Raw genomic sequence first — 21,047 nt, forward strand, 5'->3', positions numbered from 1 at the left:
GATTATCTGGCGGGCCTGCTTTGCAGAAAGGGAACCTATGAACAAAGTGATTATTGTCGGTGGCGGAGCTGCGGGAATGCTTGCTTCTGTCATTGCAGCACGAAATGGTTGTGAAGTCTTATTATTCGAAAAGAATGAAAAACTCGGAAAGAAAGTATATATTACAGGCAAGGGACGCTGTAATGTTACAAATAACTGTGATCCGGAAGAACTTCTTCAGGCAGTTATGAGCAATCCAAAATTTCTTTACAGTGCATTTTATTCTTTCACGAGTCAGGATATGATGCATCTGCTGGAAGAAGCCGGTGTTCCACTTAAGACAGAGCGTGGCAACCGTGTTTTTCCGGTATCAGACCACTCCTCTGATATCATTCATGGTCTTGAAAGACTGATGAAAAAATATCATGTACAGATTCGGCTTCATTGTGAGGTTTTAGAAATCCTAACAGAAAATGGTATAGCAAGCGGTGTAAAGTTAAAAGATCATACTGTATACACCTCTGATTCTGTAATCGTTGCTACCGGAGGACTGTCTTATCCGACAACCGGTTCTACCGGAGATGGATATCGCTTTGCTACCGAAACAGGCCATAAAGTCACCGAATGTATTCCGTCTCTCGTTCCACTTACAACCAGAGAAGATTACATTCCTCTCATGAAGGGACTCTCTCTGCGAAATGTAGAACTGACGATTAAACGAGGCAAAAAAACTGTTTATCAGGATTTTGGTGAAATGATGTTCACTCATTTTGGTATCACTGGCCCCCTGGTTTTGTCTGCCAGTGCCAAAATAGGAAAGTTTCTCCAGAAGGGAGAAGAACTGAACGCCTTTCTTGACCTCAAACCTGCTTTATCCCACGAACAGTTGGATGATCGCATTCTCCGGGAATTTTCCGCTGCTCAGAATAAACAGTTCAAAAATGTGATTGGTGTGCTTTTTCCATCTTCGCTGACTCCTGTGATTATCGGCATCGGACCGATTTCGGGCGATAAAATCATTCATGATATTTCACGAGAGTCCCGTCTTGCATTCGGTTCTCTGGTAAAGGCCTTTCCATTTACCATTACAGGACTTGGCGGTTTTTCTGAAGCAGTTATTACCCGGGGTGGTGTATCCGTAAAAGATATCCAACCCGGAAGCATGGAATCAAAACTTATAAAAAATCTGTATTTTATTGGAGAAGTACTCGACCTTGATGCTGTGACCGGTGGATACAATCTTCAGATTGCATGGTCAACCGCATATCTCGCAGCAACAGATGTATGTCGGAATAAAGAGGAGGATATATAATGATCTACAATATTGCAATTGATGGACCGGCGGGTGCCGGTAAAAGCACGATCGCAAGACGTGTAGCCAAAGAATTATCATTTATTTATGTCGATACAGGAGCAATGTATCGTGCCATGGCACTTTACCTTCTCCATAAAAATGTAGACCGAACCAACACAGAACAGATCGGCGAAGTTTGCCAGAATGCTGAAATCTCTATTGAATATCAGAACGGTGAACAGATTGTCCTTTTGAATGGAGAAAATGTAAATGCCTATCTTCGCACAGAAGAAGTTGGAAATATGGCGTCTGTAAGTTCTGCCGTGCCGCGTGTCCGCGAAAAACTGCTCAGTCTTCAGCGCAAACTTGCAAAAGATATGAGTGTAGTTATGGATGGGCGTGATATTGGCACAACAATCCTTCCTGATGCCGATGTAAAAATCTACCTTACTGCAAGTTCTCTTACCCGCGCCAAAAGACGTTATCTGGAACTTCAGGAAAAAGGTACTGTCTGTGATCTGGATAATATCCAGAAGGATATTGAAGAGCGTGACCAGCGTGATATGAATCGTGAAATTTCCCCTCTTCGACAGGCCGAAGATGCAGTACTTGTGGATTCTTCTGATCTTACGATAGAACAGGTCGTTGACCGTATTCTTGAAATCTTCAGAGCCAGAACAGAAGAAGGAGCTTCTCATGAAAGTTAAAGTTGCCGAAACCGCCGGATTCTGCTTTGGTGTAAAACGTGCAGTAGATAAAGTTTATCAGTTGATTGAAGAAGGCACTCATCCTATTTATACATTAGGGCCGATCATCCATAACGAAGAAGTGGTTACTGATCTTGCTGCCAAAGGAGTACAGGTAATTGAAGAAAAAGACCTGCCATCTCTTACAGAAGGAACTGTTGTCATTCGTTCCCACGGTGTTGGTAAGGCAATCTATCAGGAATTAAAAGAGAATCATCTGAACTATGTAGATGTCACCTGTCCTTTCGTGCTGAAAATACACCGCATTGTAGAAAAACAGAGTCATGCAGGAAAACACGTTGTTATTTTTGGCGATCCTGATCATCCTGAAGTCAAAGGAATCTGCGGCTGGTGTCAGGGTTCTTACACTGTTTTGAAGGGCAGAAAAGATACTGAACAGTTTACACCTCCGAATGGAAAAGATATATGCGTTGTATCACAGACGACATTTAATTACAACAAATTTAAAGAATTAGTTGAAATTCTCTGCAAAAAGAGGTATGATAATAGTGTTTTAAATATTGGCGATATTTTAAACACTATTTGTAATGCTACTGAAGAACGGCAGAAAGAAGCGCGAAACATAGCCGGAGAGGTAGACACTATGCTTGTCATTGGCGGCAGACATAGTTCCAATACTCAAAAGCTGTTTGAAATATGCAAAGAGGAATGTGGAAATACTTACTATATACAAACACCTGTAGACTTGGATTCTGAAATGTTCCATCACAGTAGTTATGTAGGTATCACAGCAGGGGCATCCACCCCAAAGAAAATTATTGAGGAGGTTCAAGAACATGTCAGAATTGAGTTTTGAACAGATGCTGGAGGATTCCGTAAAAACAATCAGAAATGGAGAGATCGTACAGGGTACAGTCATTGATGTAAAAGATGATGAGATCATCCTGAATATCGGTTATAAAGCAGACGGTATTATCACCAAGAGTGAATATTCCAATGATGCTTCACTTGTACTCACAGATGCAGTTCATGTTGGCGACAGCATGGAAGCAAAAGTGCTGAAAGTCAATGACGGTGAAGGACAGGTTATCCTGACTTACAAGAGACTTGCTGCAGAAAAAGGCAACAAACGTCTGGAGGCTGCTTTCGAATCTCAGGAAGTGCTGAAAGCTCCTGTAACACAGGTACTTGACGGTGGTCTTTGTGTAAATGTAGAAGAGGCTAGAGTATTTATTCCTGCAAGCCTTGTTTCCGACACATACGAAAAAGATCTTTCAAAATATGCAGATAAAGAAATTGAATTCGTTATCACTGAATTCAATCCAAGAAGAAGACGTATCATTGGTAACCGTAAACAGCTTCTTCTTGCTGAAAAAGCAGAGAAACAGAAAGAACTTATGGAGAAAATCCATGTTGGCGATACTGTAACAGGTACCGTTAAAAATGTTACAGATTTTGGTGCTTTCATCGATCTTGGTGGAGCGGATGGACTTCTTCATATCTCCGAGATGTCTTGGGGCAGAGTTGAAAACCCGAAAAAGGTCTTCAATGTAGGTGATGAAGTTAAAGTTCTGATCAAAGAGATCAATGGAGATAAGATTGCTCTTTCCATGAAATTCCCAGAAGAGAATCCATGGCTTTCTGCAGCAGAAGATTTTGCTGTAGGTAACGTAGTAACTGGTAAAGTTGCACGTATGACAGACTTTGGTGCTTTTGTTGAACTTGCACCTGGAATTGATGCACTTCTTCATGTATCCCAGATTTCCAGAGAGCACGTTGCTAAACCATCTGATGTACTTTCTATCGGACAGGAAATTCAGGCTAAAGTTGTTGATTTCAACGGAGATGACAAGAAGATCAGCCTTAGTATGAAAGCTCTGGAAGCTCCGGCAGCTGAAGAAGCTACAGAAGAATAATTTCAGAATATTAAAAGACCTGACATTAAACTGTCAGGTCTTTTTTTGCTCTAATATGTTTTAAACCTATCTGTCTCTCAGATATCATGTTCTATTTATTCAGATTATCCAGAAAAAACGGAAGTGTATGTGTCAGATATTGCATCTGTTTCTTTTCATTATTCAAAAAATCCTCATCACAATTAAACCAGGTATAGCAAGTTTGAGGAGTTGTCGCGATTTTAAGGCTTTTATCCATATATCTGGTAATGGACTTTGGCATTGCAGTGTCTTCTCCCGGAATAAACTCATAATCTTTATAATTTCTGTAATATTGACGGAGTTTACCTTCTTTAAGGTGTACCAGCATTCTTGCTTCGTATCCATTTACACTCAGATAAAAATCTGAATTTCCACAAGATACATTCACCGGAGCAGCAGCAGAAAGTTCTATGACAATCTTTAATTCCTGCTCTAAAATCACGCATTGTTTCGGATAATATTCTCCATCATAAAGTTTTTTGTATGCAAGTAATGAAAAAATTGTCCCAAGTCCCAACAGATCTTCTTCATTATGTCCCATCACGATATTTGCTGCTTCCGGATCTTTTTTCTTCATAAAAGTTTTATATAATCGAATACATTGTCCACCGTCGCAGTACTTTCTGTTATGTATTCCGACAAAATTTTCCAAATCCGGCTGTTTCATTTTGCTCAGTTTAAACAAACTCTGACATGGTTTTAACAACTGATATAGATCAAGGGATAAAATTTCTTTAAATGGAGTATCCATTTTGTGTTTTCGATAACGTTCTTCCAGAAAAGGCTGGTCAAATCGATTTCCATTATACTGAATCGTACAATCAGCATTTGTCAAAAAACTTGCAAATTCCTGTAAAACAAGAGCCTCCTCGTTTTCATCTTCCCCCATCCACTGATAAAGCATCCATTGATTTTCTTCGAATCTGACTGCACCGATCAGATACACAAATGCAGTATATCTTGATAATCCAGTTGTCTCAATATCGTAAAAAATCGGATTATATTCTGACAATTCATTTTTTGTATTCGATAAATATTTAACGGTTTCAAGTGCCGGAAACCCTTGTAAAATAGGTATTTTTTTAACAATCATCATCATTTCTCCCTTTCATGATTGTATTTAATTATACACAATATTTTGAAAATTTGGTAGTGAATTTTTTGCTAAAAAGAGGTATAGTATAAGCAGAGTTACTGTTAATATAAACAAAGCATGCAGTAACCGGACGGTCGCATGCGTAAATAAAAAACACTGTTTTTATTGTACGTATCATGAAAAAGAAAAAGAATATAAGCAGAACTGATGCTTATAAAATAAGGAGGAAAAATATATGGGAAAACTGACCTTTAGGGGCGGAATCCATCCTTACGAAGGTAAGGAACTATCCAAAGACCATCCGATTGAGAAGTATCTCCCAAAAGGGGATCTGGTTTATCCACTCTCTCAGCACATCGGAGCACCATCTGTTCCCTGCGTAAAAAAAGGTGACACAGTTCTTGCAGGACAGAAGATTGCCGATGCAGGCGGATTTGTTTCTGTACCGCTTCATGCATCTGTTTCCGGTACCGTTAAGGGTATCGAAAAAAGGCTGAACGCTACCGGTTCTATGGTTGACTGTATTGTTATCGAAAATGACCAGCAGTATCAGGAAACCGAATTTCAGGAAGCCCGCCTGGAAGACCTTACAAAAGAAGAAATCCTAAACCGTATCAAAGAGGGCGGGGTAGTAGGTATGGGTGGAGCAGGATTTCCAACCCATGTAAAACTTGCGCCAAAGGATCCTTCCAAGATTGAATATATTCTTGTAAACGGTGCCGAATGCGAACCTTATATCACAAGCGACTATCGCCGTATGATCGAAGAACCGGAAAAAGTTGTAAAAGGTCTTCAGGTCATTCTGACTCTTTTTGATTCTGCAAAAGGATACATCTGTATCGAGGACAACAAACCAGACTGTATCGCCAAAATGAAAGAACTGGTCAAAGATATCGATCGTATCGAAGTAAAAGAAATGATGACCAAATATCCACAGGGTGGTGAGCGTACTCTGATCTATGCTGCGACCGGACGTGAGATCAATTCTACAATGCTTCCTGCTGATGTAGGATGTGTCGTTGACAATGTAGAGACTGTAATTTCCGTATACAAAGCAGTTATTCTCGGCAGACCGGTCAACAGTCGTGTAGTTACCGTTACCGGTGATGGCATCAAAGAACCAAAGAACCTTCTTGTTCTTGCAGGTACTGACATGTCTGAACTGGTAGATGCCGCTGGTGGACTGAAAGCCAAGATTGCAAAAGCAATTTCCGGTGGTCCTATGATGGGATTTGCATTATATGATCTTCACGTACCGTGCACAAAAACAACTTCTGCATTCCTGTTCCTTGAACATGATGCCGTATCTGAAGCCCAGGAAATACAGACCGCCTGCATCAACTGCGGACGCTGTGTGAGCGTCTGTCCAGGCCACGTTCTTCCTGCACGTCTTGCCAAACTGGCAGAACGTGGTGATATGGCAGGCTTTGAAGCATTAGACGGTATGGAATGCTGCGAATGCGGATGCTGCAGTTATATCTGTCCTGCAAAGAGACCGCTTACACAGAGTATCAAGTCCATGCGTAAAATGGTTCTTGCCAGCCGCAGGAAGAAATAAGGGGAGGAAAAGAAATGGAAGAAATGTATAATGTATCATCTAATCCCCATGTCAGGGACAAAATGACAACCAGCCGGATCATGCAGCTCGTTGTGATCGCGTTGCTTCCTGCTACCTTATTCGGTATCTGGAATTTCGGCTTTCATGCACTCCTTGTAGTGCTCGTAACAGTGATTTCCAGTGTGTTTTTTGAATGGCTGTATGACAGACTCATGCACAAAAAAAATACAATTACTGATTTCAGTGCAGTGGTAACAGGCCTTTTGCTCGCGCTGAATATGCCTCCGCAGATTCCACTGTGGATGCCAGTTCTGGGCAGTGCATTCGCTATCATTGTCGTAAAACAACTTTTTGGCGGACTCGGTCAGAACTTTATGAACCCGGCACTTGCCGGAAGATGTTTCCTTATGATTTCTTTTGCCGCGAAAATGACAGATTTTTCCGTATCTGACAGCTATCGTGGAGTTCTGGATACCGTAACAGGCGCAACCCCTCTGGCAGCATTGAAAAAACAGGGATTTGTAGCAGCATCTTCAATTCCGGTAAAAGATCTCTTTATCGGTAATATTCAGGGAACCATTGGTGAAACTTCCGCACTTGCAATCCTGATTGGTGCAGTAATTCTTCTTGCATTCAAGGTTATTGACCTTAAAGTACCACTTACATATATCGGAAGCTTTACTGTATTTGTAATTTTTTATATGCTTGGTTCAGGAATGGGATTTAATGGCAATTATCTGCTCAGTCATCTGTTTGGCGGTGGTCTGATGCTGGGTGCATGGTTTATGGCAACAGATTACGTTACCACACCAATCACTCCTAAAGGGCAGCTTATTTATGGATGTTGTCTCGGTATTCTGACTGCAATTTTCCGTCTCTTCGGTGGATCAGCAGAAGGTGTTTCCTACGCAATCATTTTCTGCAACCTTCTGGTTCCGATCATTGAAAAAGTAACCAAACCGGTTGCCTTTGGAAAAGGAGGTAAAAAAGCATGAATACAATCTTAAAAAACACCATTTCCATCACAGTGATCACTCTGGTTGCAGGTCTTGCGCTTGGCGTAGTTCAGGATATCACAGCTGGTCCGATTGCCACACAGGCCGAAAAATCCAAAGAAGAAGCATATAAAGCTGTTTTTGAAGATGCTTCCAGTTTCAGTGAGTATTCACTCGATGACACCAATCAGGCCGAAGATCTTGTTGCTTACCTTAATGATAATGGTTTCACAGCACAGACAATTGATGAAATTATGGTAGCAGAAGATGCTTCCGGTGAAACGCTTGGATATGCTTTCACAGTCACTGATTCCGAAGGTTACGGTGGAGACATCCAGTTTGCAATGGGTGTTCAAAATGACGGAACCCTGAATGGTATCTCCATTTTATCTATCAGTGAAACTGCCGGCCTTGGTATGAAAGCAACTACTGACAGCTTCAAAGATCAGTTTAAAAACAAAAACGTAGAAAAATTTACATACACAAAAACAGGTTCCACATCTGATGACCAAATTGATGCCATCAGCGGTGCAACCATTACAACAAATGCCATGACAAACGGTGTCAATGCCGGACTTTGTGCATTTCGGTATGTGGAAGGAGGGGCAGAGTCATGAAAGCAAACACACCTGCTGAACGTCTTGTAAACGGTATTATTAAAGAAAATCCGACTTTCGTGCTGGTGCTGGGTATGTGTCCTACACTGGCTGTTACAACATCTGCTATTAATGGTATTGGAATGGGGCTGACAACTACAGTTGTCCTTGCAATGTCCAACCTGATGATTTCTCTTCTGAGAAAATTCATCCCGGACGGCGTACGTATGCCTGCATTTATCGTAGTCGTAGCATCCTTCGTTACCATCGTACAGATGCTTTTACAAGGATTTATACCAAGCCTGTATTCCGCACTTGGTATTTACATTCCTTTGATCGTAGTAAACTGTATCATCCTTGGTCGTGCAGAAGCATATGCTTCCAAAAATCCACCAATCCCGTCTCTCTTTGATGGTATCGGAATGGGCCTTGGTTTTACTTTAAGTATCACCTGTATCGGTGCAGTCCGTGAACTGCTTGGCGCAGGTCAGCTCTTCGGACAGCAGATTCTTCCACTTGCTGCTGACGGCAAGATGGGCTACGAACCGATCACAATCTTCATCCTTGCTCCTGGTGCATTCTTTGTCCTTGCAATGCTTGCAGCACTTCAGAATAAGTTCAAAATCGGTGCTGCCAAACGCGGAATAGACCCGAGTGAAGGATGCAATTGCTGCTCAGGCTGTGATTCCTGCAGCAATACTATGTGTAAAGGAGGCAAACAGGCATGAAAGAATTATTAATTATCCTTGTCAGCTCTGCCATTGTCCATAACGTAGTACTGAGCCAGTTCCTTGGTCTCTGCCCTTTCTTTGGTGTTTCCAAAAAGACGGAGACAGCAGTCGGTATGGGCGGTGCTCTTGTATTCGTTATTACATTATCATCCTTTGTTACAGGACTGATCTACAAATTTATCCTTGTTCCTTCAGGCATGGAATATTTACAGACAATCGTATTTATCCTGATCATTGCAGCACTGGTTCAGTTTGTAGAAATGTTTCTTAAAAAATGTGTTCCTTCCCTGTATCAGGCACTTGGTGTATACCTTCCTCTGATCACAACAAACTGTGCAGTTCTTGGTGTTGCACTCACAAATGTGCAGGATGAATACAATATTTTTCAGGGTACGATCAACGGATTTGCCACAGCAGTAGGTTTCACGATTTCTATTACACTGATGGCTGGTATCCGTGAAAAAATTCAGTACAATGATATTCCGGATGCTTTCAAAGGATTCCCTACTGTACTTCTTACAGCAGGTCTGATGGCAATTGCATTCTTCGGATTTTCAGGATTAATTTAAGGAGGCGACATTATGAATATTGGAGCAATTATTACAGCAACCGTAGTTGTTGCAGCTGTCGGTCTCTTTATTGGTATTTTCCTGAGTATTGCCGGCAAAAAATTTGCTGTCGAAACAGATGAACGTGAAGTTGCAGTCCGCGAAGCACTTCCTGGAAACAACTGTGGTGGCTGCGGTTATCCTGGATGTGATGGTCTTGCTGCTGCAATCGCAAAAGGCGAAGCACCGGTCAATGCCTGTCCGGTAGGCGGAGAAGCAGTAGGCAAAGTAATTGCCGGAATCATGGGACAGGAAGTAGTTGAATCTGCTCGTATGGCTGCCTTTGTAAAATGTACAGGAACCTGCGAAAAAACAAAAGACAATTATAACTATACTGGTGTAGAAGACTGTGAAATGATGGCATTCATTCCAGGCGGCGGATCCAAAGCATGCAATTATGGATGTATGGGATTTGGAAGCTGTGTAAAAGCTTGTCCGTTTGATGCAATTCATATTGTAAACGGAGTAGCAGTTGTTGACCGTGAAGCCTGTAAGGCCTGCGGTAAATGTATTGCAAAATGTCCGCATCATCTGATTGAACTTGCACCATATGATCAAAAAACATTTGTTGGCTGTAGCTCTCATGCAAAGGGAAAAGCCGTTACAACTGCATGTGAACTCGGATGTATCGGGTGTAAGAAATGTGAAAAAACATGTCCGAACGGTGCAATCACCGTTACAGATTTCTGCGCTCACATTGATTACGAAAAATGTACAAACTGTGGTGCATGCAAAGAAGCATGTCCGCGACACGTTATTCTTTAAAAGAAATACTCATTCTTTCCATATGTTTAATTTTATCCCGGCTGAGAAATTTTCCAGCCGGGATTTTTATTTCACACTCGAATAGATGTTTGCTTTTTGCAGATTGATATGTTATCATTGTGAAAGTAAGTTTTGATTACAGAAATCTGTTGCAACTATTTTCGCTGCAGCAAATAACAGCAGGAGATTATATATGATTTCATTTATTCGAGGTCTTGTGGCTGATACTACAGAAAACGCCGTCATCCTGGAAAATAACGGCATCGGTTATGAGATTTTTATGACAGGCAGTTCAATTGAGCAGGTATCCCGCATAGATGGAGAAGTCAAAATCCATACTTATTTTCAGGTACGAGAAGATGCCATGCAGTTATATGGTTTTCTTTCCAAAGATGATCTGGAAATGTTTCGCCTTCTTCTAAATGTAAACGGAATCGGGCCTAAGGCCGCGCTTGGAGTTCTTGCAGGACTGACTGCAGATGAATTGCGTTTTGCCGTTCTTTCTGACGATATCAAAACCATTTCCAAAGCACCAGGAATCGGTAAAAAAACTGCACAGAAACTTATTCTCGAATTAAAAGACAAACTGAAACTTGAAGATGCATTTGAGAAGAAACTTGCCCATGAACAGGAGGCTGCCTCTGTTTCTGGATTCTTGATCCACGACGGACGTCAGGAAGCAGCAGAAGCACTGATCGCACTTGGTTACAGCAGTACTGATGCCATGAAAGCCGTTCGTAAAGTCACTGATGTTTCACCAGACGACGTGGAGGCCCTGCTCAAAGCTGCATTAAAACAGTTATAAATTGGAGAAACGTATTTAAATGGAAAAAAGAATGATCACCACAGATGTTACAGAAGAGGATCTTCCCCTTGAGGGAAGTCTTCGTCCACAGACACTGGATGAATATATCGGTCAGGAAAAGACAAAAAAAACACTAAAAATATATATAGAAGCGGCCAAACAACGACATGACGCGCTGGATCATGTTCTGTTTTACGGGCCACCCGGTCTTGGTAAAACAACGTTATCCGGAATCATTGCCAATGAAATGGGGACACACATGAAAGTCACCTCCGGACCTGCGATTGAAAAACCCGGTGAAATGGCTGCAATCCTTAACAACTTACAGGAAGGAGACATTCTGTTTGTTGATGAAATCCATCGTCTGAACCGACAGGTAGAAGAAGTTCTCTATCCTGCCATGGAAGACTTCGCCATTGATATTATGATCGGAAAGGGCGCTTCTGCCAGATCGATCCGTCTTGATCTTCCGAAATTTACACTGGTTGGTGCTACCACAAGAGCTGGGCTTTTGTCTGCTCCGTTGCGTGACCGTTTCGGTGTTATGCACCACCTGGAATTCTATAATCATAAAGAACTACAGACAATTGTGCTGCGCTCTGCACAGGTGTTGGGGGTCGAAATTGATGCAAAAGGTGCTGCGGAAATTGCCAAACGTTCCCGTGGAACACCTCGTCTTGCAAATCGCCTTCTCAAAAGAGTACGTGATTTTGCCCAGGTAAAATATGATGGCCGTATTACTTACGATGTAGCTTCTTTTGCACTTGATCTTCTGGAAGTTGACCAATATGGACTTGACAAAATTGACCGTCGTATCCTCCAGACTCTGATCGTCAATTTCCAGGGAGGACCAGTTGGACTGGAGACACTGGCTGCAGCAATCGGCGAAGATGCCGGCACACTGGAAGATGTTTATGAACCTTATCTTCTTCAGAATGGTTTTCTGAACCGGACTCCACGCGGCAGAACAGCATCTTCCCTTGCTTATGAGCACCTTGGTTTTGAAAAAAATTCGTAGTTCTGAAAAGATTTCGTAAAAATTCCTATACATTTCTACAAATTTCGATTATAATAAATGAAAGAAACTACAATTTACGGGAGGCTTGTTATGGCAGTCAAAAATACGGCACAAGTAGTAATCGGAGGAAAAATCATCACTCTGGGTGGTTACGAATCTGAAGAATATTTTCAGAAAGTGGCGTCTTACATAAATAATAAAATAGCTGAATTGAGCGAAATGCCGGGATATACCCGTCAGCCTGTAGAAACCAAGCATACGCTCTTAAGTTTAAATGTTACAGATGATTATTTTAAGGCAAAAAAACAGGCAGAGATTTTCGAACAGGATCTTCAGCAGAAAGATCAGGAAATGTATGAGCTGAAACATGAACTGATCGCTCTTCGTATGAAAATCGAAGAAACGGAAAAAAATGCCCAGGAAGCTCAGCAGCAGAAAGAGCTTCTTGAAGGCAAAGTTAAGGAACTTAACGATGAGATAGACAAATTACTCAAATAAAAAAAGCAGGAAGGGGATTGCTTCGGTAGTCCTCTTTATTTGTTTCATACTCATAATTCAGAAAAGGAATGAATACACTTGAAAGTAGATCATAATGTAGAACTTCTGGCTCCCGCCGGATCTTATGAAGCTTTTGAAGCTGCTCTGGGAGCAGGAGCAGATGCTGTTTATGTCGGCGGTCCCGAATTCGGTGCCCGGGCATATGCACACAATTTCACACAGGATGAACTTTTACAGGCAATTGATACCGTTCATATTCATGGCAAAAAATTATATCTGACAGTAAATACACTTCTGAAAAACCGTGAATTGCAGGACAGACTGTATGATGCGCTGCGACCACTGTACGAAAACGGTCTTGATGCTGTTATCATACAGGATCTCGGTGTATTCCAGTTTATACACCAGAATTTTCCGGGACTGCATCTTCATGCAAGTACACAGATGACAGTAACCGGCCCCGAAGGAATGAAATTTCTTGAGGAACAGGGCGCATCACGTGTAGTTGCTGCCAGAGAACTTTCTCTTCAGGAGCTGTCAGCCATGCATCAGGCAAGTCCGATCGAAATAGAGGCCTTTATCCATGGTGCCCTCTGTTACAGTTTTTCTGGTCAATGTCTCATGAGCAGCATACTCGGCGGCAGAAGCGGCAATCGTGGAAGATGTGCACAGCCTTGTCGCCTTCTCTATCAGGTTCGGCAGGAGAATGGCAGTTATTCATTCAGACAACAGGATTTCTGTCCACTCAGTCTGAAAGACATGTGCAGTGTGGACATTCTCCCCGACATTCTGGAGGCCGGCGTTACCTCTTTGAAAATTGAAGGACGAATGAAACAACCTGGATATACTGCTGCTGTTACCGGAATGTATCGTAAATATCTGGACATCCTTCTTAGCAGTGACATGACTTATCAGGTTAATGACCGCGACCGGCAGTATCTTCTGGATATATTTAGCCGTGGAGGTTCCTGTCAGGGTTATTATAAACAGCATAATGGTCCATCTATGATGGCCTTTACAAACGAGAAAAAGACAAACGGAATTCCGGAAAATCTTCCTCGAAAAAAAGAACCCATTTCCGGTACGCTGGTTCTTTATCCGGAATGTCCGGCTTTTCTGGAACTTTCATGCCATGATATACATGTAACTTTCTCAACCGGTGAAGTACAGTTTGCCAGAGAACATCCTATGTCTGAAGATCGCATTCGTAAACAGATGGATAAACTTGGAAATACGGAATTTGAATGGGATGAACTGGATATACAGATGGGAGAGCAGATTTTTCTTCCGGTCAAAACATTAAATGAACTCCGCCGCGAAGCGATTGCTCTGTTGGAACAGGAACTATGTGCACCCTACAGACGTTCTGCCACTGATACTCCTGTTATGGCCACAGCGGACAAACCGGCAGATACAAATTCCAGCCTTTCAATCCTTGTATCCTGCGAAACTGTAGATCAGGCATTACTTTTATATAAAAATCCTGAGATTTCCGGTATGTATCTTTATTACGATGCAATGAGCCTCTGCATGTCAAAGGGATTACAATATCAGAAGGACTTGTATCTGACACTCCCATATATCACCCGTGGTTCAGCACCAGAAGGCTTTTTCGAAACCTGCAGCCAATGGCTTGAGAATGGAATGAAGGGATTTCTTGTACGAAATCTTGAAAGTTATGGAATGCTTCGACATCTTGGATGGCAAAAATACTGTGTTCTTGATACTTCCATCTATACCTGGAATAACGAATCTGTCTCTTTCTGGAAGAAAGAAGGCATACTTCGAAATACAGTTCCTTATGAATTAAATGAAAAAGAAATCGCACACCGAAACAATTCCAACAGTGAGATGATCATATACGGAAACATTCCGTTAATGCTTTCTGCGCAGTGTGTAAGAAAAAACACGCTGAAATGTGACTGCAACGAAAGAAAAATGATTTTGAAGGACCGTTATGAAAAAGAGTTTTCCTGTTGTTGTGTATGTCACCCATGGAAAACAGGAACTACAGAAAAAGAAGAATACTGTTATAATATTCTTTATAACAGTATTTCCTTCGGACTTCTGAAAGAATCTCAGAAAGTCCGAAATCTTGGTGTCAACTGTCTGCGACTGAATTTTACGACCGAATCACCGGAACAATCTGCCGACATACTGCAGGAATTTTTAAATGTATATCTGCACGGCAAAACACCCGGTAATCAGGAGTACACCAAAGGACATTTTAAAAGAGGAGCCGAGTAAAGGCATATGATTAATGTAATTGTAGAATTATCCAAATACATCATCCTGACACTGATGATCGTATATACCTTTCACTGTTTTTATACTGTACGGCAGTCTGATGAAGAGGATCGCAACGAATTGCTCCGGCAACAGCTTTTGCTGATTTTTTTCATTGATTTCACTGCATTTCTTGTTCTCTATCTTAAAACATTCAATTTTAAGATAGTTGAATTTTATGCAGAAATGCTTCTGTTTTTTGCTGCCATTCAGATTTTATACCGAATGCTATACAAAAAAGCATCTATTTTGCTTCTGAACAATATGTGTATGCTGTTGAGTGTTGGCTTTATTATGCTCTGCCGCCTGGATATATCTTCAGCACAGAAACAACTTCTGATCGCAGCCGGCGTCAGTGCTATTGCTCTGGTCATTCCTGTCATGATCCGGAAGATGCGTTTTCTTCGCAGACTTACATGGGTATATGCCGGAATCGGTATTATTCTTCTTGCTGCAGTCTTTGCTCTTGCAAGAACGAGTTATGGGGCTAAACTTTCACTGCTGGGTGTACAGCCATCCGAAGCGATCAAGATTACTTTTGTGTTCTTTATGGCATCTTTTCTATCCAGAGATACCAGTTTCAAGGCAATCGTTCAGGTTACAGTCGTTGCAGCACTTCACGTGGGTATTCTGGTTCTCTCAAAGGACCTTGGAAGTGCAGTGATCTTCTTTGTCGCATATCTCGTTATGGTATATGTTGCAACACGAAATGTTGGTTATCTTGCACTTGGAATCGGCGGTGGTTCAGCTGCAGCAGTTGTTGCATATCATCTGTTCGGTCATGTCCGCCAGCGAGTCAGCGCATGGAAAGATCCCATGGCAGTCTATCAGAATGAGGGATATCAGATTGTGCAGTCACTCTTTGCCATTGGTACCGGGGGCTGGTTCGGCATGGGATTATACCAGGGTTCTCCAGAATCTATCCCTGTTGTCAAGAACGATTTTATCTTCAGTGCAATCTGTGAGGAATTAGGTGGTATTTTTGCCATTTGTCTGATTCTCGTGTGCATGAGCTTTTTCCTTATGATCGTTAATATTGCTTTACGTATCATTAATCCATTCTACAAACTGATTGCACTGGGACTTGGAGTAGAATATGCCTTCCAGGTATTTCTTACGATCGGTGGTGCTACCAAATTCATCCCTATGACAGGTGTGACACTTCCCCTTGTAAGTTATGGTGGAAGTTCTCTTTTATGTACAATTTTAATGCTTGCAATTATCCAGGGACTTTATATTCTAAGAGAAGACGAGGACGAGGAATTTGAAAAACGAAAACAGGAAGCAATACAGAGACTCCGGGCAGGAGAAACAATTAACAGAACGCGCCAGATCTAAAAAAAGGCGTCGTCGAAACAAAGGTTATACCGGAGTTTCATTCTTTTTTATCATTATATTTATGGGACTGATCGGTTATCTCATCTATTTTAATACCATAAAAAGCGATGATTTTATCAACAGTCCCTATAATACACGTCAGGATACTTTTGCCGATCGCGTTGTCCGTGGAAAAATCATGTCTTCTGATGGAGAAGTACTTGCTCAGACAAATGTATCCGAAGATGGAACCGAAGAGCGTTCCTATCCATATAATAATGTTTTTGCACATGTCGTAGGTTACGATTCAAACGGAAAAAGCGGACTTGAATCCGAAGCTAACTTTCAGCTTTTGTCTTCTCATGAATTCTTTTTAAATCAGATCCGTAACGAATTTATGGGAACCAAAAACACAGGGGATACCGTTGTCTCTACTTTGAATGCCGACCTGCAGACCACTGCATATAATTCTCTTGGTGACAGAAGAGGAGCGGTTGTTGCTCTGGAACCATCCACAGGAAAAATCCTGGCCCTGGTCAGTAAACCAGATTTTGATCCAAATACAATTTCCGAAAACTGGAATACACTTGTCAATGATGAAACAAACAGCAGTCTTTTGAACCGTGCAACTATGGGGCAGTATCCTCCGGGATCTACTTTTAAAGTTGTCACAGCTCTGGATTATTTTCGTACCAGAGGAAGTTTCAATGGTTTTTCATTTGACTGCCAGGGTAGTATCACAAAAGAAAATCATACTATTCAGTGCTATAATGGCAAAGTACATGGTACAGAAGATTTTTATACTGCATTCGCAAACTCCTGTAACTGTGCTTTTGCAGAAATTGGAACTGAACTTGGGGGAGCCTCTCTGCTCAAAACAAGCGAAGATCTTCTTTTTAACAAAAAACTTCCACTGACTTCTTATCGCAAAAGTTCTTTTACTCTGAACGGAAGTTCTGGAATTCCACTGATCATGCAGACTGCAATCGGGCAGGGAAACACCCTTGTATCCCCTATGCATATGGCACTGATCACAAGTGCCATTGCCAACGATGGTCTACTGATGAAGCCTTATCTGATAGACAAAGTCACAAATGCCGGTGGTGATACGATCCGTACAACAGAACCCACTGATTATAAACGATTAATGACCAGCAATGAAGCAGCACTGCTTGGAAAACTAATGGAGGGTGTTGTTCAGAACGGAACAGCATCTGCTCTGAATGGACGTGGATACACAGTTGCCGGAAAAACAGGCTCTGCCGAATATGACGAAAATGGATCCAGTCATTCCTGGTTTATTGGTTATTCCAATGTAGACAAACCAGACCTTGTTGTTGCGATCATCGTAGAAGGCGGCGGCACAGGAAGTGAAGCAGCTGTTCCAATTGCTGCTGATCTGTTTGATGCATATTACTTTGATTAAATGTTACTGTTCACTCCGTTCACGGCAACTTGGGCAAACAGTAAGTTATTGTTGCCAGTTAATTAAAAAAGAGTTATACTATAACCAGTTCGAGATATAAAACTCACACGCAGTACAGGAGGAAATTGCAAAATGATAGAAGCAACGAGCTGTGGCGGTGTGGTAATTTATCGTGGTAAAATACTGGCACTGTACAAGTCTTATAAGAATCGTTATGAGGGCTGGGTGCTGCCGAAAGGAACCGTGGAGCAGGGCGAAACACATATCCAGACTGCTTTACGAGAGGTGCGTGAAGAAGCAGGAGTCAAAGCTTCCGTAGTGAAATATATTGGCAAAAGTCATTATAATTTTACAGTACCCGAAGATATCGTTACAAAAGAAGTACACTGGTATCTGATGACGGCTGATAATTATCATAGCAGACCTCAGAGAGAAGAATTTTTCGTAGATTCCGGTTATTACAAATTTCATGAAATCTATCATCTTCTCCGTTTCTCTAATGAGAAACAGATTGTAGAAAAAGCATATCAGGAATATCTGGAAATGCGGAGTCAAGGACTCTGGGGAAAACAGCACAGAGTATAAGCTCTGCAGAAAATGTATCCATAACAGGGCTGCGTATCCTACGCAGTCCTGTTTAAATTCTAAAAAAAAGGGAAATATAATATAAAGATATTCCCCTAAAGGAGCAGTGAAACAGATGCTGAAGTGGCACAAGAATTACTATAGAGGAACGAGTATAAAAAATATCAGCAAAATTCGGTTGAAACTCATTCAGGGGAAACCTGTACCTGGCATCTATCTGATCACATTATCAGAAAATCCTCATAACCAACTGGAAATCCTGCCGGCTCTAACACTTGTTCAGGAAACAGCAGCACATATCTGTCCTGAGATCGTAGGTATTGCCAAAGGCAAAGAAGAGGCTCTGGAACTTATTACAGATATGGTTCAGACTATCTATGAAGAAACCGGAGAACTTAATATAAAAGAATATTGGAAGAACAGGTGAACGCATGCTACATATTCTATGGATATTACTCAAGTTTATATTGATCCTTCTGGGAATCCTTTTAGGTCTCATACTAGTGGCAGTGCTACTCATTCTGTTCTGTCCGGTCCGTTACAGGGCTTCCGGCACTAAGGAAACAGATTCTTTCCGGGATATTTCTGCACGGGCACGTGTCAGCTGGCTTTTTGACGTTGTTTCTTTCCAGCTGCAATACCAAAACGGTACATCAGCTTTTGATTTTCGTTTATTCGGAATCCCAATCATGAAACTGATCCAGAAATTTCGAAACAGAAGCCATCCTGCCGAAAAAAAGCCTCAGAACGGTCATGCAGATTCTTTGCCAGCTAATACAGAAAAAAGTACAAATTCAACAGATTTTAAAGATGTCTCAACAGCAGATTCCTGTCGTTCCACAAATGAGGCTTCCGATCTCACTGAAGAAACCGTAGCTTCTGAAAGAGATACAGATCTTGAATATGCACGAACAAAGATTGGACATCTCTTTTATAGACTCGGCATATTTTTTCGGAATCTTTGGAACAGACTTAGCAGATTATGGCAGAAAATTTGCCGTATTCCTTCCTCTGTAGAAAATTTTACTTTAACAATCCAGAATATCTGTGCTAAAATAGAATCATATCAGAAATTTCTGGAACATCCCAGAACAAAAGCTGCGTTTTCTCTCATAAAGGACAGGTTTTTCCGGTTGCTTCGGCATGTATTTCCAACCAGAATACAGGGCACACTTACTTTTGGAAGCTCAGATCCATCTGTTACAGGAGCCGTACTTGCAATTCTGGGAATGACGATACCTCTTCACAAAAATTGCATTGCTGTAACACCTTTATTTGAAGACCGGAATGTTATACTGGGAAATATTCAGATAAAAGGCAGAATATACGGAGTCGTTTTATTAAAAACTGCTCTGGAATTATATTTTAACAAAAATATCAAGTACATCATCAGACGATGGAAGCATAAATAAGGAGGACTGATTATGTCAGGCGAAAACAATTTCAAAGACACTGTAAACTCTCTTTTCAAAGGGCTGGATGCCTTCATTTCCGCCAAAACAGTTGTAGGAGAAGCAATCCATGTAGGAGATACGATCATTCTTCCTCTAGTAGATGTATCCTTTGGTGTTGGTGCTGGTGCATTTGAAGGTGACAAAAAAAGTAACGGCGGTGGCGGTATGACCGGAAAACTCACCCCTAGCGCTGTCCTTGTTATTCAGAACGGAACTACCAAACTGGTAAATATCAAAAATCAGGATGGACTTACAAAGGTTCTTGATATGGTTCCGGATTTTGTAGATCGTTTTTCATCCGGTTTTGGGAAAAACACTTCTTCAGATGATGGAAACGATGAATAAAAATAGAAAAAGAACACTCACAAAAAGACTTTCGTGATTCTCCCGAAAGTCTTTTTTGCATATAATAATATAACCTCAAAAGACGGAGGTCGGATGTGGGAAGACTTTTGGGATTAATGTTGTTCTGCATTGGCATCGGAATGGTGATCGGCATGCTCGTTACAGAAAATGTGATCATTATTATCTCAGCCGGCCTTTGCCTGCTATGTGGATATCACATGTTCTGCAGATGATATTATTGACAACAAGCAGCAGAAGTGATTATAACACGAACAAAGGCACGGGATACATCCCGTGCCTCTTCTTATTCGTTCATTTTAATGAAATGATTATGCTCTTTCTACTTTTCCGGATCTCAGACAAGAAGTACATACATACATCTTCTGTGCACCGCCAGCAGCGGTTTTAACTCTAACGGATTTCACGTTAGATTTCCACATTTTATTAGATCTTCTATGTGAATGACTTACATTATTTCCGAAATAAGCACCTTTTTCACAAACTGCGCATTTAGCCATGATAGCACCTCCTTGACGCTTTTTTTCAACAGGTCTTATTTTAACAGATGAATTTGCCTTTTGCAAGTAAAAAAACAGAAATTCTAAAAATAATATTCCTTTTTCGTAAAAAAAAGGTTATAATACATGCATACTAAAAAATTGGAGGTACCTATATGAATGGACGTATAGATTCCGGATTAGGACAAATCGTCATTGATACAGACGTAATTGCTACCTATGCAGGAAGTGTTGCTGTAGAATGTTTCGGTATTGTTGGAATGGCAGCTGTCAGTATGAAGGACGGACTGGTAAAACTTCTTCGCAAAGACAGCCTGAAACACGGCATCAGCGTAACAATCACTGAAGACAACAGGATCCGCCTGAATTTTCATGTAATTGTTGCCTATGGAGTTAACATCAGTACAATTGCAGATAACCTTGTCAGCAATGTAAAATATAAAGTTGAAGATTTCACCGGTATGGAAATCGAAAAGATCAACATCTATGTGGAGGGCGTACGCGCCATCGATTAATAATCAGAGGAGGA

Annotated in this window: 24 protein-coding genes; 22 read left to right on the forward strand and 2 right to left on the reverse strand. The window is 41.3% G+C overall.

Features of this window, described 5'->3' with window-relative positions; all coding sequences use genetic code 11:
- Positions 1 to 37: 37 nt before the first annotated feature.
- From LI112_RS03550 to rpsA, 4 genes are read left to right on the forward strand one after another with little or no spacing between them, the layout of a single operon-like run.
- A complete protein-coding gene (locus LI112_RS03550; protein ID WP_022389291.1) occupies positions 38 to 1,291 on the forward strand; it encodes an NAD(P)/FAD-dependent oxidoreductase in 1,254 nt (417 codons plus the stop codon).
- Positions 1,291 to 1,980 carry a (d)CMP kinase gene (cmk, locus tag LI112_RS03555; RefSeq protein WP_005424534.1) on the forward strand — a complete coding sequence of 230 codons (690 nt, stop codon included), beginning with the start codon at positions 1,291 to 1,293 and terminating at the stop codon, positions 1,978 to 1,980. The genes LI112_RS03550 and cmk overlap by 1 nt, the downstream gene beginning before the upstream one ends.
- The gene (gene ispH / locus LI112_RS03560) at positions 1,970 to 2,836 is read left to right on the forward strand and encodes a 4-hydroxy-3-methylbut-2-enyl diphosphate reductase (RefSeq protein ID WP_055055247.1); all 867 of its coding nucleotides are present in this window, start codon (positions 1,970 to 1,972) and stop codon (positions 2,834 to 2,836) included. The genes cmk and ispH overlap by 11 nt, the downstream gene beginning before the upstream one ends.
- Positions 2,817 to 3,896 (forward strand): 30S ribosomal protein S1, encoded by a 1,080-nt coding sequence (gene rpsA, locus LI112_RS03565; protein WP_022389294.1) that lies wholly within the window; start codon positions 2,817 to 2,819, stop codon positions 3,894 to 3,896. Before ispH ends, rpsA begins: the two co-directional genes overlap by 20 nt.
- Before the next feature lie 91 nt (positions 3,897 to 3,987).
- On the opposite strand, the gene LI112_RS03570 is transcribed toward rpsA, so the two are convergent.
- Positions 3,988 to 5,010: a ribonuclease H-like domain-containing protein gene (locus tag LI112_RS03570; RefSeq protein ID WP_227190241.1), complete on the reverse strand. Its 1,023-nt coding sequence runs from the start codon at positions 5,008 to 5,010 to the stop codon at positions 3,988 to 3,990.
- 238 nt (positions 5,011 to 5,248) lie between these two features.
- Here LI112_RS03570 and rsxC point away from each other — a divergent pair, with 238 nt between their 5' ends.
- From rsxC to LI112_RS03655, 17 genes are all read left to right on the forward strand, one after another.
- On the forward strand, positions 5,249 to 6,571 hold the full coding sequence (rsxC, locus tag LI112_RS03575; RefSeq protein WP_022389296.1) for an electron transport complex subunit RsxC: 1,323 nt from the start codon (positions 5,249 to 5,251) through the stop codon (positions 6,569 to 6,571).
- A 14-nt stretch (positions 6,572 to 6,585) separates the two neighbouring features.
- Entirely contained in the window at positions 6,586 to 7,566 is a 981-nt protein-coding gene (locus tag LI112_RS03580; RefSeq protein ID WP_055065382.1) for an RnfABCDGE type electron transport complex subunit D, read from the forward strand.
- Positions 7,563 to 8,183 carry an RnfABCDGE type electron transport complex subunit G gene (locus LI112_RS03585; protein WP_055055251.1) on the forward strand — a complete coding sequence of 207 codons (621 nt, stop codon included), beginning with the start codon at positions 7,563 to 7,565 and terminating at the stop codon, positions 8,181 to 8,183. Before LI112_RS03580 ends, LI112_RS03585 begins: the two co-directional genes overlap by 4 nt.
- The gene (gene rsxE, locus LI112_RS03590; RefSeq protein WP_022389299.1) at positions 8,180 to 8,890 is read left to right on the forward strand and encodes an electron transport complex subunit RsxE; all 711 of its coding nucleotides are present in this window, start codon (positions 8,180 to 8,182) and stop codon (positions 8,888 to 8,890) included. The genes LI112_RS03585 and rsxE overlap by 4 nt, the downstream gene beginning before the upstream one ends.
- Positions 8,887 to 9,462, forward strand: coding sequence for an electron transport complex protein RnfA (locus LI112_RS03595; RefSeq protein ID WP_022389300.1), 576 nt, complete (start codon positions 8,887 to 8,889; stop codon positions 9,460 to 9,462). The genes rsxE and LI112_RS03595 overlap by 4 nt, the downstream gene beginning before the upstream one ends.
- A gap of 12 nt (positions 9,463 to 9,474) precedes the next feature.
- Positions 9,475 to 10,266, forward strand: a complete 792-nt coding sequence (locus tag LI112_RS03600) for an RnfABCDGE type electron transport complex subunit B (RefSeq protein WP_005424562.1) — start codon at positions 9,475 to 9,477, stop codon at positions 10,264 to 10,266.
- Positions 10,267 to 10,459: 193 nt separating this feature from the next.
- Positions 10,460 to 11,071 (forward strand): Holliday junction branch migration protein RuvA, encoded by a 612-nt coding sequence (ruvA, locus tag LI112_RS03605; RefSeq protein WP_005424571.1) that lies wholly within the window; start codon positions 10,460 to 10,462, stop codon positions 11,069 to 11,071.
- Positions 11,072 to 11,090: 19 nt separating this feature from the next.
- Complete coding sequence (ruvB, locus tag LI112_RS03610; protein WP_005424574.1) at positions 11,091 to 12,089, forward strand: Holliday junction branch migration DNA helicase RuvB; 999 nt, start codon at positions 11,091 to 11,093, stop codon at positions 12,087 to 12,089.
- Positions 12,090 to 12,179: 90 nt separating this feature from the next.
- Positions 12,180 to 12,587: a cell division protein ZapA gene (zapA, locus tag LI112_RS03615; RefSeq protein ID WP_022389301.1), complete on the forward strand. Its 408-nt coding sequence runs from the start codon at positions 12,180 to 12,182 to the stop codon at positions 12,585 to 12,587.
- 78 nt (positions 12,588 to 12,665) lie between these two features.
- Entirely contained in the window at positions 12,666 to 14,834 is a 2,169-nt protein-coding gene (locus LI112_RS03620; RefSeq protein WP_227190242.1) for a U32 family peptidase, read from the forward strand.
- 6 nt (positions 14,835 to 14,840) lie between these two features.
- Positions 14,841 to 16,211: an FtsW/RodA/SpoVE family cell cycle protein gene (locus LI112_RS03625; protein ID WP_005424583.1), complete on the forward strand. Its 1,371-nt coding sequence runs from the start codon at positions 14,841 to 14,843 to the stop codon at positions 16,209 to 16,211.
- Between the two features lie 61 nt (positions 16,212 to 16,272).
- The gene (locus LI112_RS03630) at positions 16,273 to 17,616 is read left to right on the forward strand and encodes a penicillin-binding protein 2 (RefSeq protein ID WP_117592689.1); all 1,344 of its coding nucleotides are present in this window, start codon (positions 16,273 to 16,275) and stop codon (positions 17,614 to 17,616) included.
- Between the two features lie 132 nt (positions 17,617 to 17,748).
- Positions 17,749 to 18,201: an NUDIX hydrolase gene (locus tag LI112_RS03635; protein ID WP_005424591.1), complete on the forward strand. Its 453-nt coding sequence runs from the start codon at positions 17,749 to 17,751 to the stop codon at positions 18,199 to 18,201.
- 115 nt (positions 18,202 to 18,316) lie between these two features.
- The gene (locus LI112_RS03640; protein ID WP_227190243.1) at positions 18,317 to 18,628 is read left to right on the forward strand and encodes a hypothetical protein; all 312 of its coding nucleotides are present in this window, start codon (positions 18,317 to 18,319) and stop codon (positions 18,626 to 18,628) included.
- 76 nt (positions 18,629 to 18,704) lie between these two features.
- Positions 18,705 to 19,613, forward strand: coding sequence for a DUF2953 domain-containing protein (locus LI112_RS03645; RefSeq protein WP_227190244.1), 909 nt, complete (start codon positions 18,705 to 18,707; stop codon positions 19,611 to 19,613).
- Positions 19,614 to 19,625: 12 nt separating this feature from the next.
- The gene (locus LI112_RS03650; protein ID WP_022389304.1) at positions 19,626 to 20,000 is read left to right on the forward strand and encodes a GerW family sporulation protein; all 375 of its coding nucleotides are present in this window, start codon (positions 19,626 to 19,628) and stop codon (positions 19,998 to 20,000) included.
- Positions 20,001 to 20,095: 95 nt separating this feature from the next.
- A complete protein-coding gene (locus LI112_RS03655) occupies positions 20,096 to 20,233 on the forward strand; it encodes a hypothetical protein (RefSeq protein ID WP_154648331.1) in 138 nt (45 codons plus the stop codon).
- Between the two features lie 96 nt (positions 20,234 to 20,329).
- Here the strand turns inward: LI112_RS03655 and rpmB are convergent, their stop codons facing one another.
- Complete coding sequence (gene rpmB, locus LI112_RS03660; protein ID WP_015542684.1) at positions 20,330 to 20,518, reverse strand: 50S ribosomal protein L28; 189 nt, start codon at positions 20,516 to 20,518, stop codon at positions 20,330 to 20,332.
- A 155-nt stretch (positions 20,519 to 20,673) separates the two neighbouring features.
- Between rpmB and LI112_RS03665 the strand changes: the two genes are divergently transcribed.
- Positions 20,674 to 21,033 carry an Asp23/Gls24 family envelope stress response protein gene (locus tag LI112_RS03665; RefSeq protein WP_005424603.1) on the forward strand — a complete coding sequence of 120 codons (360 nt, stop codon included), beginning with the start codon at positions 20,674 to 20,676 and terminating at the stop codon, positions 21,031 to 21,033.
- The last annotated feature ends 14 nt before the right edge of the window (positions 21,034 to 21,047 follow it).

The sequence above is a fragment of the Blautia sp. 210820-DFI.6.14 genome (assembly GCF_020558815.1).
GTDB classification, from domain to species: domain Bacteria; phylum Bacillota; class Clostridia; order Lachnospirales; family Lachnospiraceae; genus Blautia_A; species Blautia_A obeum.

Excerpts from the sequence above, each read along its gene's own strand:
- LI112_RS03550 (WP_022389291.1), top strand. The coding sequence starts at position 38 with ATGAACAAAGTGATTATTGTCGGTGGCGGAGCTGCGGGAATGCTTGCT.
- cmk (WP_005424534.1), top strand. The coding sequence starts at position 1,291 with ATGATCTACAATATTGCAATTGATGGACCGGCGGGTGCCGGTAAAAGC.
- ispH (WP_055055247.1), top strand. The coding sequence starts at position 1,970 with ATGAAAGTTAAAGTTGCCGAAACCGCCGGATTCTGCTTTGGTGTAAAA.
- rpsA (WP_022389294.1), top strand. The coding sequence starts at position 2,817 with ATGTCAGAATTGAGTTTTGAACAGATGCTGGAGGATTCCGTAAAAACA.
- LI112_RS03570 (WP_227190241.1), bottom strand. The coding sequence starts at position 5,010 with ATGATTGTTAAAAAAATACCTATTTTACAAGGGTTTCCGGCACTTGAA.
- rsxC (WP_022389296.1), top strand. The coding sequence starts at position 5,249 with ATGGGAAAACTGACCTTTAGGGGCGGAATCCATCCTTACGAAGGTAAG.
- LI112_RS03580 (WP_055065382.1), top strand. The coding sequence starts at position 6,586 with ATGGAAGAAATGTATAATGTATCATCTAATCCCCATGTCAGGGACAAA.
- LI112_RS03585 (WP_055055251.1), top strand. The coding sequence starts at position 7,563 with ATGAATACAATCTTAAAAAACACCATTTCCATCACAGTGATCACTCTG.
- rsxE (WP_022389299.1), top strand. The coding sequence starts at position 8,180 with ATGAAAGCAAACACACCTGCTGAACGTCTTGTAAACGGTATTATTAAA.
- LI112_RS03595 (WP_022389300.1), top strand. The coding sequence starts at position 8,887 with ATGAAAGAATTATTAATTATCCTTGTCAGCTCTGCCATTGTCCATAAC.
- LI112_RS03600 (WP_005424562.1), top strand. The coding sequence starts at position 9,475 with ATGAATATTGGAGCAATTATTACAGCAACCGTAGTTGTTGCAGCTGTC.
- ruvA (WP_005424571.1), top strand. The coding sequence starts at position 10,460 with ATGATTTCATTTATTCGAGGTCTTGTGGCTGATACTACAGAAAACGCC.
- ruvB (WP_005424574.1), top strand. The coding sequence starts at position 11,091 with ATGGAAAAAAGAATGATCACCACAGATGTTACAGAAGAGGATCTTCCC.
- zapA (WP_022389301.1), top strand. The coding sequence starts at position 12,180 with ATGGCAGTCAAAAATACGGCACAAGTAGTAATCGGAGGAAAAATCATC.
- LI112_RS03625 (WP_005424583.1), top strand. The coding sequence starts at position 14,841 with ATGATTAATGTAATTGTAGAATTATCCAAATACATCATCCTGACACTG.
- LI112_RS03630 (WP_117592689.1), top strand. The coding sequence starts at position 16,273 with ATGGGACTGATCGGTTATCTCATCTATTTTAATACCATAAAAAGCGAT.
- LI112_RS03635 (WP_005424591.1), top strand. The coding sequence starts at position 17,749 with ATGATAGAAGCAACGAGCTGTGGCGGTGTGGTAATTTATCGTGGTAAA.
- LI112_RS03640 (WP_227190243.1), top strand. The coding sequence starts at position 18,317 with ATGCTGAAGTGGCACAAGAATTACTATAGAGGAACGAGTATAAAAAAT.
- LI112_RS03650 (WP_022389304.1), top strand. The coding sequence starts at position 19,626 with ATGTCAGGCGAAAACAATTTCAAAGACACTGTAAACTCTCTTTTCAAA.
- rpmB (WP_015542684.1), bottom strand. The coding sequence starts at position 20,518 with ATGGCTAAATGCGCAGTTTGTGAAAAAGGTGCTTATTTCGGAAATAAT.
- LI112_RS03665 (WP_005424603.1), top strand. The coding sequence starts at position 20,674 with ATGAATGGACGTATAGATTCCGGATTAGGACAAATCGTCATTGATACA.